12 protein-coding genes are annotated in these 13,736 nt (G+C 72.3%); 4 read left to right on the top strand and 8 right to left on the bottom strand.

Annotated elements, in window-relative coordinates; genetic code table 11:
* Nucleotides 1-23: 23 nt before the first annotated feature.
* Entirely contained in the window at nt 24-464 is a 441-nt protein-coding gene (locus tag ACIQMJ_RS03160; protein WP_499759354.1) for a hypothetical protein, read from the top strand.
* Between the two features lie 56 nt (nt 465-520).
* Nucleotides 521-1,549 carry an L-glyceraldehyde 3-phosphate reductase gene (gene mgrA, locus ACIQMJ_RS03155; protein WP_499759353.1) on the top strand — a complete coding sequence of 343 codons (1,029 nt, stop codon included), beginning with the start codon at nt 521-523 and terminating at the stop codon, nt 1,547-1,549.
* Here the strand turns inward: mgrA and ACIQMJ_RS03150 are convergent.
* Both ACIQMJ_RS03150 and ACIQMJ_RS03145 read right to left on the bottom strand, forming a co-directional pair.
* Nucleotides 1,546-2,943, bottom strand: a complete 1,398-nt coding sequence (locus ACIQMJ_RS03150) for a sensor histidine kinase (protein WP_499759352.1) — start codon at nt 2,941-2,943, stop codon at nt 1,546-1,548. The two genes, mgrA and ACIQMJ_RS03150, sit on opposite strands and share 4 nt — an antisense overlap.
* The gene (locus ACIQMJ_RS03145) at nt 2,940-3,638 is read right to left on the bottom strand and encodes a response regulator transcription factor (RefSeq protein ID WP_499759351.1); all 699 of its coding nucleotides are present in this window, start codon (nt 3,636-3,638) and stop codon (nt 2,940-2,942) included. The genes ACIQMJ_RS03150 and ACIQMJ_RS03145 overlap by 4 nt, the downstream gene beginning before the upstream one ends.
* 144 nt (nt 3,639-3,782) lie before the next feature.
* On the opposite strand from ACIQMJ_RS03145, the gene ACIQMJ_RS03140 reads away from it, so the two are divergent.
* Nucleotides 3,783-4,055 carry a hypothetical protein gene (locus tag ACIQMJ_RS03140; protein ID WP_499759350.1) on the top strand — a complete coding sequence of 91 codons (273 nt, stop codon included), beginning with the start codon at nt 3,783-3,785 and terminating at the stop codon, nt 4,053-4,055.
* Nucleotides 4,056-4,263: 208 nt separating this feature from the next.
* Here ACIQMJ_RS03140 and ACIQMJ_RS03135 read toward each other — a convergent pair whose 3' ends face one another.
* Complete coding sequence (locus ACIQMJ_RS03135) at nt 4,264-5,304, bottom strand: ADP-ribosylglycohydrolase family protein (RefSeq protein WP_499759349.1); 1,041 nt, start codon at nt 5,302-5,304, stop codon at nt 4,264-4,266.
* A 187-nt stretch (nt 5,305-5,491) separates the two neighbouring features.
* Here ACIQMJ_RS03135 and ACIQMJ_RS03130 point away from each other — a divergent pair, with 187 nt between their 5' ends.
* Nucleotides 5,492-8,284, top strand: a complete 2,793-nt coding sequence (locus tag ACIQMJ_RS03130) for an AfsR/SARP family transcriptional regulator (RefSeq protein ID WP_499759348.1) — start codon at nt 5,492-5,494, stop codon at nt 8,282-8,284.
* A 439-nt stretch (nt 8,285-8,723) separates the two neighbouring features.
* Here ACIQMJ_RS03130 and ACIQMJ_RS03125 read toward each other — a convergent pair whose 3' ends face one another.
* The 5 genes from ACIQMJ_RS03125 to ACIQMJ_RS03105 form a co-directional block, all read right to left on the bottom strand.
* A complete protein-coding gene (locus tag ACIQMJ_RS03125) occupies nt 8,724-9,488 on the bottom strand; it encodes an SGNH/GDSL hydrolase family protein (protein WP_499759347.1) in 765 nt (254 codons plus the stop codon).
* A gap of 152 nt (nt 9,489-9,640) precedes the next feature.
* Nucleotides 9,641-10,636, bottom strand: a complete 996-nt coding sequence (locus ACIQMJ_RS03120) for an N-acetylglucosamine kinase (RefSeq protein ID WP_499759346.1) — start codon at nt 10,634-10,636, stop codon at nt 9,641-9,643.
* Complete coding sequence (locus ACIQMJ_RS03115) at nt 10,633-11,904, bottom strand: 6-phospho-beta-glucosidase (RefSeq protein WP_499759345.1); 1,272 nt, start codon at nt 11,902-11,904, stop codon at nt 10,633-10,635. The genes ACIQMJ_RS03120 and ACIQMJ_RS03115 overlap by 4 nt, the downstream gene beginning before the upstream one ends.
* Nucleotides 11,901-12,758 carry a carbohydrate ABC transporter permease gene (locus ACIQMJ_RS03110; RefSeq protein WP_499759344.1) on the bottom strand — a complete coding sequence of 286 codons (858 nt, stop codon included), beginning with the start codon at nt 12,756-12,758 and terminating at the stop codon, nt 11,901-11,903. The genes ACIQMJ_RS03115 and ACIQMJ_RS03110 overlap by 4 nt, the downstream gene beginning before the upstream one ends.
* A complete protein-coding gene (locus ACIQMJ_RS03105) occupies nt 12,755-13,735 on the bottom strand; it encodes a carbohydrate ABC transporter permease (protein WP_499759343.1) in 981 nt (326 codons plus the stop codon). Before ACIQMJ_RS03105 ends, ACIQMJ_RS03110 begins: the two co-directional genes overlap by 4 nt.
* Between the last annotated feature and the right edge of the window lies 1 nt (nt 13,736).

Raw genomic sequence — 13,736 nt, 5'->3', positions numbered from 1 at the left:
CGGTGTCGGGGCGAAGAGTGGCCGTGGTGTTCAGCGCCGTCATCGTCGGTGTCCTCGCGATCGCCGCAGCCGTGTGGGCGTTCGGGGGCGGCGACGGCACTGCGGCACCCGCCACGACGACCTCCACCTTCGTGCCCACCGCGTTCGAGTTGCGCGGCACGATGAGCCTCACCGACGGTGTCACGTCCGTGGCGTCGAGCGGCGAGTGCGCCGGTTATCGCGGTTACGACGACATCTACGAAGGCACCCAGGTCACCGTCTACGACGCCGCGGGCAAGGCAGTCGGGCTGGGCCGGCTCCACAACGCCCGGTACACGGCGGGGTCGTGCGTGTTCGAGTTCACGGTCGGCAACGTGCCCCTCGGGGACGACATCTACCAGGTCGAGGTGTCGCACCGGGGGAAGGTGTCCTACAGGTTCGAGGACGCGAGATCGGGACGCGTCAGCTTGAGCCTGGGCAGGTAGGACGCGGTGAGCCCGGCTCGGGCCGCGGGCCGCCGCCGGGCGTGCCAGGGTTGGCCATGGCCTACCTCCCTGACGCCTCGCGGTACGACCGGATGACCTATCGGCGGTGCGGGCGCAGCGGGCTCAAGCTGCCCGCCGTGTCGCTCGGCCTCTGGCACAACTTCGGCGACGACCGGCCCTACGAGACGGGTCGGGCGATCGTGCGCCGGGCGTTCGACCTCGGCGTGACGCACTTCGACCTGGCCAACAACTACGGGCCGCCCTACGGCTCGGCCGAGGTCAACTTCGGTCGGATGGTGGCCGACGACCTGCGGCCGTTCCGCGACGAGCTGGTGATCTCCACCAAGGCGGGCTACGACATGTGGCCCGGTCCGTACGGCGAGTGGGGTTCGCGCAAGTACCTGCTGTCCTCGCTGGACCAGTCGCTGTCCCGGCTCGGGCTCGACTACGTCGACATCTTCTACTCGCACCGGTTCGACCCCGACACGCCCCTGGAGGAGACGGTCGGCGCGCTGGTCAGCGCGGTGCAGCAGGGCAAGGCGCTCTACGTCGGCATCTCGTCCTACTCGGCGACCAAGACCCGCGAGGCGGCGGAGCTGCTGCGCTCGGCGGGCGTGCCGCTGCTGATCCACCAGCCGTCCTACTCGATGCTCAACCGCTGGATCGAGACCGACCTGCTCGACGCGCTGGGCGAGCTGGGCGTCGGCTGCATCGCGTTCTCGCCGCTGGCGCAGGGGATGCTGACCGACAAGTACCTGGACGGCGTGCCCGCGGGCTCGCGCGTCACGCAGGGCAAGTCGCTGTCCGAGGACCTGCTCAGCGAGGCGAACCTGGCGCACGTGCGGGCTTTGGACGAGATCGCGGCGTCCCGCGGCCAGTCGCTCGCCCAGCTCGCGCTGACCTGGGCGTTGCGCGACGACCGGGTCACGTCGGTGCTCATCGGCGCGAGCAGCGTCGACCAGCTGGAGGCCAACGTGGCCGCGCTGGACGGCCCGCCGCTCACCGACGACGAGCTGGAGCGGATCGACGTGCACGCGGTCGACTCGGGCATCGACCTGTGGGCCGAGTCGTCCAACGCGGGCTAGCGCGGCAACGTCACGGTGAACGCGGTGGAGCCCGGCCGGCTGGTCAGCTCCACCGCGCCGCCGTGCGCGGCGACCAGGGAGTGCACCACCGCGAGCCCCAACCCGCTGCCACCGCGGTCACGCCGGCGCGAGTCGTCCACGCGGTAGAACCGGTCGAAGATCCGGGACCGGTCGGCGGCCGGGATGCCGGGCCCGGTGTCGGCCACCCGCAGCACGACCGACGCGTCGCGCACCCGGACCGAGACCGACACCTCCGTGCCCGCCGGGGTGTGCACGGCGGCGTTGGTGAGCAGGTTGTCCACCACCTGCCGCAGCCGCAGCGGGTCGAACGCCAACCGCACCGGCTCGTCCGGCGCGGTCACGGTCAGCGGGTGCGCGGGGTGCGCCGCCCGGAACGCGTCCGCCGCCTCCCGCGCCAACGCCGCCAGGTCGCCGTCGGCGATCCGCAGCGGCGTCTCCACCTCCGCCGAGTCCAGCCGGGCGAGCAGCAGCAGGTCGTCCAGCAGCACGCTCATCCGCGCCGCCTCCGACCGCAGCTTCTCCAGGTGCGCCTCCCGCTCCCGCGGGGCGTTCGCCGCCGCGTACCGGAACAGGTCCGCGTAACCCCGGATCGACGTCAACGGGGTGCGCAGCTCGTGCGAGGCGTCCGCGATGAACCGCCGCAACCGCTGCTCGGCGGCGGTCCGCGCGGCCAGCGACGTGTCGATGTGGTCCAGCATCGTGTTGAACGCCGTGCGCAGCTCCTCGACCTCCACGCCGCCGTTGCCGCCCTCCGCCCGCACCGGTAGCCGGGCCGAGTCGGTCAGGTCGTGCGACGTGATGTCGTGCGCGGTCCGCGCCATGTCGCTCAACGGCTGCAACCCGCGTCGCAGCACCGCCCGCCCGATCACCACGAACGCGATCAGCGCCAGCAGGAACGCCGCCACCTCCACGATCACGAGCTGCCGCACGGTCGTGGTGATGTCGTTCATCGGTGCGGCGCTGACCAGCACCACGCCCTCCGACACCGCGCACCCGCGCAGCCGGTACGTGCCGTCACCGCGCAGGTACCCGGTCCGGTACACCGGGGCGCGGCCGTCGACCTCCAGCGCCACCGCGGCCAGCTCGTCGGCGTCGGCGGGCAGGTCCTCCCGGTTCTTCGGCGTCGCCGTGCCGTCGCGCACGTCGTAGACGACCGAGTACCAGCCGTACGCCTTGCCCTTGACCGTGCCGTTCTTGGCGAAGTCCTTCTTCAGCGAGACCTGGGTGCTCTCCATGGACGCGTCGAGCCGGTGCTCCAGGTACTCCTGCATGCTCCGCGCCATCACCGTGCCGACGACCGCGAACACCGCCAGCGCCAGCGCGCCCAGGCCCAGCGCCAGGCGGGTGCCCAGGCGCAGCCGGCGGCGCGTCACTCCGCGGCTCGCCGCAGCGCGTACCCGACGCCGCGCACGGTGTGGATCAGCGGTTCGCCGCCGTCGTCCAGCTTGCGCCGCAGGTGCGAGACGACCAGCTCGACCACGTTGGACCGGCCGCCGAAGTCGTACTCCCACACGTGGTCGAGGATCTGCGCCTTGGTCAGCACGGCGGGCGAGCGGCGCATCAGGTAGCGCAGCAGCTCGTACTCGGTGGGCGTGAGCGTGATCAACCGCCCGCCGCGGCGCACCTCGCGGGTGTCCTCGTCCAGGGCCAGGTCGGACACCTTCAGCACGGACCGCTTCCACGCGGGCCCGGTCGACCGCCGCAGCACGGCCCGCAGCCGCGCCATCAGCTCCTCCACCGAGAACGGCTTGACCAGGTAGTCGTCGCCGCCGCGGGTCAGGCCCGCGACCCGGTCGGCCGTGCCGTCCCGGGCGGTGAGGAACACCACCGGCACCATCGCCCCGGCCGAGCGCAGGCGGTCCAGCACGGTGAAGCCGTCGAGGTCGGGCAGCATCAGGTCGAGCACCACGATGTCCGGGTGGAAGTCCGCCGCGGACCGCAGCGCGGCCTCCCCGCTGCCCGCGGTCACCGCCTGCCACCCCTCGTACCGCGCCACCGTCGCCACGAGGTCCGCGATGTGCGGCTCGTCGTCCACCACGAGCAGTCGAACCGAAGTGCCCTTGTCCACGCACCCATGGTGCGGCACCCCCGTGCGCCGAGCCGGGCGGTGGTCCGGTCGACAGCGAGTCGACAGGTTCCCGACAGCCGGCGCACAGCCGCGCCGCGCGCCGACCTCGGAACCGGGTGGGGTAGACAGTGGTGGGTGACATGCTTGACCTCCCGCCCTCCACGCGGTTTCCGGGCGTTGCTGGGGGAGTCGAAGTGGCCGGCGCTGGTGTCCGGCCGGGTGAAGGTGCTCGGCGCCCAGCCGGACGGCGGCCAGTTGCTGATCACCCTGCGCGGGCCGGGCGACCTGCTCGGGCAGCTCGCGGCGCTCCTGGAGCAGCACGAGGCGCCGGAGTCGGCCCGGCGGGTCCGCGAGCGCTACGGCGTCGAGGACTGGAAGACCGACGGAACACCCGGGCCGGCCGAGGACGACGGCTGAGCCAGGTCGTCCCGTTAGGACGAAGGGGTGGGCCGGGTGTGATGACTCACATGCTCTCTGCTACGGTTCCGCCACGGGTTTTCCCGCTCCACGGCCAGGTCAGCCGGGTTCCGCGCTCGGGGCGTGTCCCTGCGCAGACCGCGTGGAGAGCCGGCCTCGGTCGCACGCTTTCGGGAACGTGCGTGCCGAGGCCGGCTTCACTTCCTCCTCAGGCGTACCGGCCGAAGTCGAAGTCCTGCCCGGTGACCGAGCGGCCCAGGTCGGCGCCCACCTCGGTGAGCAGGTCCACCAGTTCCAGGCCCGCCAGCCAGTCGCGGGGCAGCGCGGAGGTGCCGTGCATCGCGCCCAGGATGTTGCCGGTCAGCGCCGCGGTGGCGTCGCTGCCGCCCGAGTGGTTCGCCGCCGCCCGCAGGGCGTCCACGAACTGCGCCCGCTTCGGGTACACCAGCACCGTGTGCACGGCGATCGCCAGCGCCTCGGGGCCGGTCCAGCCGCTGCCCAGCCGATCGACGCGCACCGAGTCGAACCCCAGCGCCCGGTGCTCGTCGGCGAAGACGACGGCCCGGTTGAGCGTGTTCGCCGTGTACGGGTCGTCGCGCAGCACCCGTCCGATGACCTGGTCCACGGCCTCCCGGATCGGCCGCCCGCGCACCGCCAGCAGGTGGATGAGCAGCGCGAACGCCCCGCCGGACACCCAGCCGCCGGTGCCGCCGTGGGTCAGCGCGGCGAACCGGCAGCCCAGGTCGTAGGCGATCTCGGCGCTCGGCGCGAAGCCCGCGGGCGCGGTGCGGGTGACGCCGTTGCAGCCGGACGACTCGTTGTGCGGCTGCTCCGGCGTCGGCGGGGTGTCGGCGGCCAGGGCGCGCAGGCACGTCAGGCCCGGGGACCGGCTGGAGTACAGCCGCTCGTCGCCGACGAGGCCGACGGCGTCCGGTTCGGGCGCGGCGACCTGCTGGGTGATCAACCAGCGCCGGTAGCTGTGCCAGACGACCTCGACCGGGTCCCACTCGCCGGTGGTCCGACCGCGCACCCACGCCCGCAGGTAGCCGTCGGCGGTGAACAGGGTGAGCTGCGTGTCGTCGGTGACCAGCGCCGGGCGCGGTGGCGCGAGCACGCCCTCCGGGCCGTGGTCGCGCTGGATGTCGGCCCACCCGAGGTACTGGATGGGCGCGCCGAGCGCGTCACCCAGGGCTCCGCCCAGCAGGCAAGCCGAGCCACGGTCGACCACGGTCATCGGCTCGCGCGGCACTTGCCCTCCTGCACTCGCCCAGAACTCGGCCGGGACGTCCGGGGCCAAAACCCTAGCCGTCGGACGCCGGTCCGGTCATGCGAGCACGACTAGTTGAGCAAGCAACATCTACTCACAGGTATCCAACCGGCCTTCCGCCGCACCTGATCCAGTGACCGAGCCGTAGCGCACGAGGCGGGGGAGGGGCATGGCTGACCGGGGCAGGAGCGGCCTGGAGTTCGGTGTCCTCGGACCGTTGCAGGTGCTCGCGGACGGCCGTCAGCTCGTCATCGGCCGCAAGGGGATGCGCGGACTGCTCGCGATGCTCGTGCTGGAGGCCAACCGGGTCGTCCCGATCGACGAGATCGTGGACAGCCTGTGGGCCGACGAGCCGCCCGCCACGGCCAGGACGATCGTGCACGGCTACGTGTCGCGGCTGCGCCGGATGCTGGAGGAGGCCGACCCGGCGGGCTCGGCCCGCATCCTCACCACGCCGCCCGGCTACCAGCTGTCGGTGGACCCGTGGCGGCTGGACTTCCACCGGGCCCGGCAGCTCGTGTCGAGCGCGCGCGGCAAACCGGCCCCGATCCGGGCGCAGCTGCTGCGCGAGTCGCTGGGCCTGTGGCGCGGGCAGGTGCTGGCCGACGTCCCGGGCGACCCGGTCACCTCCGACCTGGAGGAGCTTCGGCTTGCCGCAGTCGAAGAGCGCATCGAGGCCGAGCTGGAACTGGGCCGCCACCTGGAGCTGGTCGGCGAGCTGCGCCAGCTGGTCAACGAGTACCCGTTCCGGGAACGGCTGGTCGGCCACATGATGCGGGCCCTGTACCGGTCGGGCCAGCGCGCCGACGCCCTGGACGCCTACCAGCGCTTCCACCGGCGCGTCGTGGACGAGCTGGGCATCGACCCCGGCCCCGGCCTGCGCGTGCTGCACGAGCAGGTGCTGCGCGACGACCCGGCCCTCAGCTCGCCGGGCCTGGCCGAACCGGTTCCCGTGCCGCCGCGCCCCGGCGTCGTCGTGCCGGCCCAGCTGCCCGCCGCGGCCAGCGGCTTCATCGGCCGCGACGAGGAACTGGCCTGGTTGGACCGCCTGTGCGACTCGCGCGACCTGACCACGACCACCATCGCGGTGGTCAACGGCGCGGCCGGCATCGGCAAGAGCGAGCTGGCCGTCACGTGGGGCCACCGGCGGGCCGAGCAGTTCCCGGACGGCCTGCTGTTCGCCTCCCTGAACGGCTTCGCCCCGGACCGCGACCCGGTCGAGCCCGCCGAGGTCCTGGCCCGGTTCCTGCTGGCGCTGGGCGTGCCCGCCGACGGCGTCCCCCGCGACCTGGACGACCGCGTCGGCCTGTTCCGCTCGGTGCTCGCCAAGCGCCGCGTCCTGGTCGTCCTGGACGACGCCTGGGACCCCGAGCACGTCCGCCTGCTGCTGCCGCCCGGCGCGGGCTCGGTCGTGCTGGTGACCAGCAGGCAGCGCCTCGGGGCGCTCGTGGTCAGCAACGGTGCCCGCATGCTGACCCTGGACACGCTGTCCGACGACGAGGCCACCCGCCTGGTCGACGAGGTCGTCGGCAAGCCCCTGTCCGACCAGGAACCGGCCGCCGTCCGCAAGCTGGTGGAGCTGTGCGGCAACCTGCCCCTGGCCCTGCGGATCGCCGCCGCCAAGCTCGTCTCCAGTCCCGAGTGGACGGTGGAGGCCCTGGTCGCCCAGCTCTCCGACGACGCCGCCCGCCTGCGCACCCTCGACCTGCCCGACACCGGCGTGGGCGTCGAGCGCGCCCTCGCCGTCTCGTACCGCAACCTGCCGCCGGAACTGGCCGAGACCTTCCGCGCCGCGGGCTTGGTGCCCGGCCGGTGGGTCAGCCCGCACGCCATCGCCGCCGTCTGCGGCATCGACCTGGGCACCGCCGCCGCCCGCCTGGCCGACCTGGCCGACGCCCACCTGCTGGTCGAGCAGTGGCGCGGCGGCTTCGTCCTGCACGACCTGGTCCGCCTCTACGCGCGCGGCGTCGTCGAGAACCGCGAGCGCGGCCTGCGCCGCCTGCTGGCCCACTACCTCGCCGCCTGCGACCACGCGCGCCGCCTGATCAGACCGGTGTCCGACGGCTTGGACTTCCCCGGCGACGCCACCGCGCCCCGACCCGCCACCTCGTCGCAGGCGCTGTCCTGGTTCGACAAGGAGTGGTCCAACCTCATCGCCCTGGTGCACGCGGGCGCGGAAGCCGGCCTGCACGAACAGGTCTGGCAACTGGTCCGCCTGGTCCACACCTACTGCGTGACCAGGCTCGTCAGCCGCGAGTGGCACGGCATCGCCGAGTTCGGCCTGGCCTCCGCCCGCGTCATCGGCGACCGCCGGGGCGAGATGCTCGTGCTGCACGCCGTGCACGACATCAACAACCGGGCCGGCACCCTGCGCGGCACCCTCGACCAAGCCCGCCTGGCCCACCGGATAGCCGCCGAGCTGGGCGAACCGCGCTACCTCGTGATGACCCTCAACCAACTGGCCCTGGCCCTGGTCGCCGAGGGCCGCGTGGAAGAAGCCCTCGGCCACCACCGCGAAGCCGTCGACCTGGCCAGGAGGGACGGCGATGCCCTCGGCGAAGCCACCGCGCTCAACAACCTGGCCCAGGTCGAACAACGGTTGGGCCAACGCGAAACAGCCGCCCAGCACCAATTGCTGGCAATGGAGATATACCACCGCAACGGCGACGAACGCGCCTACGCCGTCGCGATGAACAACCTGGCCGAGCTCTACGCCGAACTGGGCCTGCTGACCGAAGCCGAGGAACACGCCCGACAAGGCGTGGAACTGGCCCGTGGCGGTTCAATGCAGTTCGAGGAGGCATTCGGCCGACAAGTGCTGGGAACCGTGCTGGCCAAACGCGGAGAACGCGTCGCCGCACAAGCGGAGCTCGCGGAATCGCTTCGGTTGTTCGTACGCCTGGGCTCCCCCCGCTCGATGTTGGTCCGAACGGCTCTTGAAGCCTTGACCACCGAGGTTTAGCCGCTGTTTAGCTCGACCCGACGAAGTCGTGGGAACTTGGAGGCGCGCTGATCACGAGTCGCATCGGCGCACGGGTGGTTCTTGGCAGGGGGACCAGGGGGGAAACCACCCAACCACGGCTGGCCGGCGTTCGGGGGAGAGCGCCGGCCAGCTGTGTTGAATTGCCGCTGCTCCGCAGACGGCGGGCGAGGTCGCCGGGAAGCTGTGTTGAATTGCCGCTGCTCCGCAGACGGCGGGCGAGGTCGCCTGGAAGTCGACCGCTCGCGACCCGGTTTCCGACGATCGAAAAGCGTGATCGCCGGAAACCGGGTCGCGAACGATCGACGCGACCTCGCGACAACTCACACCAAAGGCCGCACAGCGGACCCGGACAGCAACCGGACTCAACCCCGGAGCCCGCTGCCCAGCTACCCCAGTGCCCAGCTACCCCGCTGCCCGACTACTCGCACACCGGCAGCAACTCGGGCCGCTTCGGCGCCAGGCCGTCACCCATCGACTCACCCCGCAACTGCCGTGCGATCCACGGCACCACGTGCTCCCGCGCCCACTTCAGGTCATGCCGCCGCTGCGTCATCCAGTCCTCGTCCACCAACGGCGGCCAAGGGGTGTTCCACGCCTCGCTCGTCCCGACCCCGAGCACCTCGGCCGCCCGCAACGCCACCCGCCGGTGCCCCTCCGGCGACAGGTGCAACCGGTCCTCGCTCCACGCGCGCCGGTCGTGCAGCACCGTCATCGACCACAGGTCCACCACCTTGCAGTGGTAGCGCTCGGCCACCGACCACAGGTGGCTGTTGTAGATCGCGATCTTCCCGCGCAACGACCGCAGCAACGGCGTGTGCTTCGGGTCGAACCCGGTGAAGATCAGCACCTCCGAGCCCGCCGCCCGCAGGTCGGCCACCGCGATCTCGTACACCTCGGCCACCGCGTCCGGGTCGCTGCCCGGTACCAGGATGTCGTTGCCGCCGCCGCACAGCGTCACCAGCTTCGGCCTCAACGACGCCGCCAGCGGGATCTGCTCGTCGACGATCTCCTGGAGCATCTTGCCCCGGATCGCGAGGTTCGCGTACCGGAAGCCCCGCTGCTCGGCGGAGATCATCGCGGCCAGCCGGTCGGCCCACCCCACGTACGTCCCGTTCGGCGCCGGGTCGTCCATCCCCTCGGTGAAGCTGTCGCCCACCGCGACGAAACTGTCCAATCCCTCCACAGGTCCCCTCCACTTCGCGCGGCGCCCCCATGACCGCGCAGACCAGCATGCAACGCCAAGACAGCCCCACGCCACCACCGCTTGGCAACGCTGTTACCAAGGTGTCACTCACTGGTGCGGGCCGGTGTCCGCATTGCGCGTTTGACCCGCGTTTACCCCGATCGGGTGAGGTTCAGATCACTCGCGTAGGCCGCGCGCAGCCTCGGCTCGGCCCCCGGTGCCGCGCCCACCGCGTCCAACCCCAGCAACGCCGCCCCGACCACCGGCGGCACGTCCACCACCCGCACCCGTGCCGCCGGCGCGACCTCGCCCAACCGCGCCGCGACCGCGTCGACCACCACCCCGCCGGTGCCGGTCAGCACCCCGCCGCCCAGCACCACGTCCACCGCCTCACCCAGCAGCCCCAGGCGCGTCATCGACACCCGGGCCAGCACGACGACCTCCTCCACCAGCCGCTCGACCACCGACCGCGCCACCGCGTCACCACCCGCCGCGACCTCGAACAGCAGCGGGCACAGGGCGTGCGGGTCGAACTCGACCTCCCCGAAGTGCAGCCGCTGCACCGCCTCGGCCGCGGTCGGCGTGCCGTAGTGCGCCAGCACCGCGTCCAGCAACGCCGTCGGCTCGCCCCGCCCGTCCTCGGCCCGCACCGCGTGCCACAGCGCCTCCGACCCGATGTGCCCGCCACCGCCCCAGTCGCCGGAGATCCGCCCCAGCGCCGGGAACCGGTGCGTCCGCCCGTCCGGTGCGACCGCCACGCAGTTGATCCCCGCCCCGCACACCACGGCGACCCCGATGCCGTCCGCCGTGCCCGCCCTGAGCAGGGCGAACGTGTCGTTCCCGACCACGGTCGTCGTCGACCACCCCTGCGCCTCGATGGCGGCGCGCAGGTCTTCCTCCTCCTGGGGCAGGTCGGCCCCGGCCAGGTACGCGGCCGTGTGGACGGCGACGGGCCCCTCACCCAGCCCCGCCGCCCGCGCCGCCTCCCGCACCAGCCCGTCGAACACCTTTAGGCTCCGCGCCAGCCCCACGTTCTGCGGTGACGCCCCCGGCCCGAGCACCCGGGCGAGCACCCGCCCGTCGGTGTCCACCAGCGCCACGGCCGTCTTGCTGTTCCCGCCGTCGAGGGCGAGCACCCGGTCGGTCACGCCGTTCCCCTCGCCCACGGCAGGAAGTCCGCGTTGCGCGCGACCAGCTCGTCGGCCAGCCGCTCGGCCACCGCGTGCTGCCCGACCAGCGGGTGCGCGAGCAGCGCGTCCGCCACCCGGTCGCGCCCGCCGCGCACGGCCGCCTCCAGCGCCAGGTGCTCGTAGCCGGTCACGTGCGCGATCAGCCCGGCCACCGACGGCGGCACGGGCGGCACGGGCAGCGGCGTCGCGCCGTCGCCGTCGACCACCGCGGGCACCTCGATGACGGCGTCCGCGGGCAGGAACGGCAGCGTGCCGCCGTTGCGGACGTTCACCACGTGCTGCTCGGCGCCGACACCGCCGGTCAGCGCGTGCACCAGCTGCACGGCCGCCTCCGAGTAGTACGCGCCGCCGCGCTGCGAGAGCTGCTCCGGCTTGGTCACCACGCCCACGTCCCCGTACAAGTCCAGCAGCTCCTTCTCCACCGCCGCGACCACCTCGGCCCGCGGCGGCTCGGTCCTCTGCTTGCGCACGACCTCGTCGTGGTCGTAGAAGTACTTCAAGTAGTACGACGGCACCATCCCGAGCCGCCGCATCAACGCCGCCGGCAGCCCGATGTGCTCGGCCAGCGCGTCACCGTGCCGCGCCAGCAGCTCGGGCAGCCGGTCGACGCCGTCCACGAAGACGCCCGTCTCCCAGCTCAGGTGGTTGAGCCCGACGTGCTCCAGCCGCACCGACTCCGGCTCCACCCCGAGCAGCGCCGACGTCCACCGCTGGAACGTGATCGCCACGTTGCACAGCCCGACCGCCCGGTGCCCCTCGGCCAGCAGCGCCCGCGTCACGATCCCCACCGGGTTGGTGAAGTTCACGATCCACGCGTCCTCGCCCGCGACCTCCCGCACCCGCCGGGCGATGTCGAGCACCACCGGCACGGTCCGCAGCGCCTTGGCCAGCCCGCCCGCGCCGGTCGTCTCCTGCCCGACGCAGTCGCACGCCAGCGGGAACGTCTCGTCCGACGCCCGTGCCGCCTGGCCGCCCACCCTGAGCTGCAACAACACCGCCGACGCGCCGTCGACGCCGCGTTCCAGGTCGGTCGTGGTGGTGACCCGAGCCGGGTGCCCCGCGTGCTCCAGCAGCCGCTGCGCGAACGCGCCCACGACCGCCAGCCGGGACCGGTCCGGGTCCACGAGCGCGATCTCGTCCACGTCGAGGCTGGTCCGCCGCCCCGCGATCCCGTCGACCAGCTCCGGCGTGTAGGTCGACCCGCCACCGACAACGGTGAGCTTCACCCTTTGACCCCCGTGAATGTGATGCCCTTGACGAACGAGCGCTGCGCGAACGCGAACAGCACGACCGCCGGGACCATGATCAGCAGTGTGACCGCCATCGCCAGGTTCCACTGCACGTGGTGCATGCCCTTGAACGTCGACAGCGCCAGCGACAGCGTCCACTGGTCCGGCTTCTCGCTGGTGTAGAGCAGCGGTCCGAAGTAGTCGTTCCACGTGTAGAGGAAGCAGAACAGCGCGGTCGCCGCGATGCCGGGCCGCGCCATCGGCACGACGACCCGCACCAGCGCCTGGAACTCGCCGCACCCGTCCACCCGGGCCGCGTCCACGTAGGACTGCGGGATGGTGAGGATGAACTGGCGCAGCAGGAAGATGCTGAACGCGTCGAACAGGAAGTACGGCGCGATCAGCGGCCACAGCGTCCCGGTCAGCCCGAGGCTGGACCACGTGTCGTACAGCGGCACGGCCACCACCTGCGGCGGCAGCATCATCGCGCCCACCACCAGCAGGAACACGACGTCGCGCCCGCGCCACCTGAGCTTGGCCAGCGCGTACGCCGCCGGGATCGAGGAGAGCAGCATCCCCGCCGTCGCGAGCAGCGAGTACAGCAGGCTGTTGCCCAGGTAACCCAGCAGCGGCGCCTTGTCGAACACCTCCACGAAGTTGCCCCAGTGCCACTCGCGCGGCCACAGGTCCTCGGTGAACGCCTGGCTGTCCGACATCACCGCGGTCAGGAAGACGAACACGATCGGCAGCGTGAACATCAGCCCCAGCGCCAACCCGAGGCTGTGCACCGCGACCCAGTCGAGCGTCCTGCGCCACGCGAAGGGCCTGCGCACCCCGACCGCCGCCGTCATGACGCCTCCTGGTGGGTGGCCTTGCGCATCCGCTGCACGAGCAGCGCGGTCGCCGCGAACGAGATCACGAACAGCACCGTCGCCATCGCCGCCGCGTAACCCATGTCGAAGTAGCGGAAGCCCTGCGTGTAGAGCCACACCGGGAACGTCAGCGTGGAGTTCTCCGGGAACCCGAGCACCTTGGTCGAGCCGGTCACGTCCGCCGACCCGCTGGCCGCCGACCCCGCCACCACGGCCTGCGTGAACAGCTGGAGCGCCAGGATGATCGAGTTCACCACGCCGAACGTGAGCACCGGCGAGATCGTCGGCAGCGTCACGTGCCACCACCGCCGCACCGGCCCCGCGCCGTCCAGCTCGGCGGCCTCGTACTGCTCCTGCGGCACGTCCAGGATCGCCGCCAGGATGATGATCATCAGGTCGCCGGACACCCACAGCACCACCGCCGCGATGCCCGGCTTGGCCCACACCGGGTCGGCGAACCACAGCGGCCCGTCGATCCCGAACCACCCGAGGAACGCGTCCAGCGGGCCCTCGTTCGGCCTCAGGACCAGGAAGAACACCAGCGTGGCGGCCACCGGCGGCGCCAGCGACGGCAGGTAGCACAACGTGCGCACCAGCCCCACGCCCGACTTCAACCGGGCGATCACCGACGCCACGCCCAGCGCGAACACGACCCGTGCGGCGGTCAGCACCACCACGAACCACAGCGTGTTGTAGGCGGCGGTGCGGAACAGCTTGTCGGAGAACATGTAGGCGTAGTTCTCCCAGCCGATCCACTCCGGCGGGTTGATCAGGTCGTACCTGGTGAACGAGAACCCGATCGTGGCGACGAGCGGGTAGCCGAAGAACAGCGCGAACCCGAGGATCGCGGGCGCCAGGAACGCCAGCACGGTCAGGCGGTGGCGGACGCGGGCGCGGGACCGCCCCCTGGCCGGGGCGGGCCGCGCCACGTCCACGCGCTCCAGCGTGGCCGTCATC

Origin of the sequence: Actinosynnema sp. NPDC091369, from assembly GCF_044757065.1 — a bacterium.
Taxonomy (GTDB): domain Bacteria; phylum Actinomycetota; class Actinomycetes; order Mycobacteriales; family Pseudonocardiaceae; genus Actinosynnema.
The sequence above is the reverse complement of the archived record's forward strand: the minus strand, read 5'-3'. Positions and strand labels throughout refer to the sequence as shown.

Excerpts from the sequence above, each read along its gene's own strand:
- ACIQMJ_RS03110 (WP_499759344.1), bottom strand. The coding sequence starts at position 12,758 with ATGACGGCGGCGGTCGGGGTGCGCAGGCCCTTCGCGTGGCGCAGGACG.
- ACIQMJ_RS03130 (WP_499759348.1), top strand. The coding sequence starts at position 5,492 with ATGGCTGACCGGGGCAGGAGCGGCCTGGAGTTCGGTGTCCTCGGACCG.
- ACIQMJ_RS03105 (WP_499759343.1), bottom strand. The coding sequence starts at position 13,735 with ATGACGGCCACGCTGGAGCGCGTGGACGTGGCGCGGCCCGCCCCGGCC.
- mgrA (WP_499759353.1), top strand. The coding sequence starts at position 521 with ATGGCCTACCTCCCTGACGCCTCGCGGTACGACCGGATGACCTATCGG.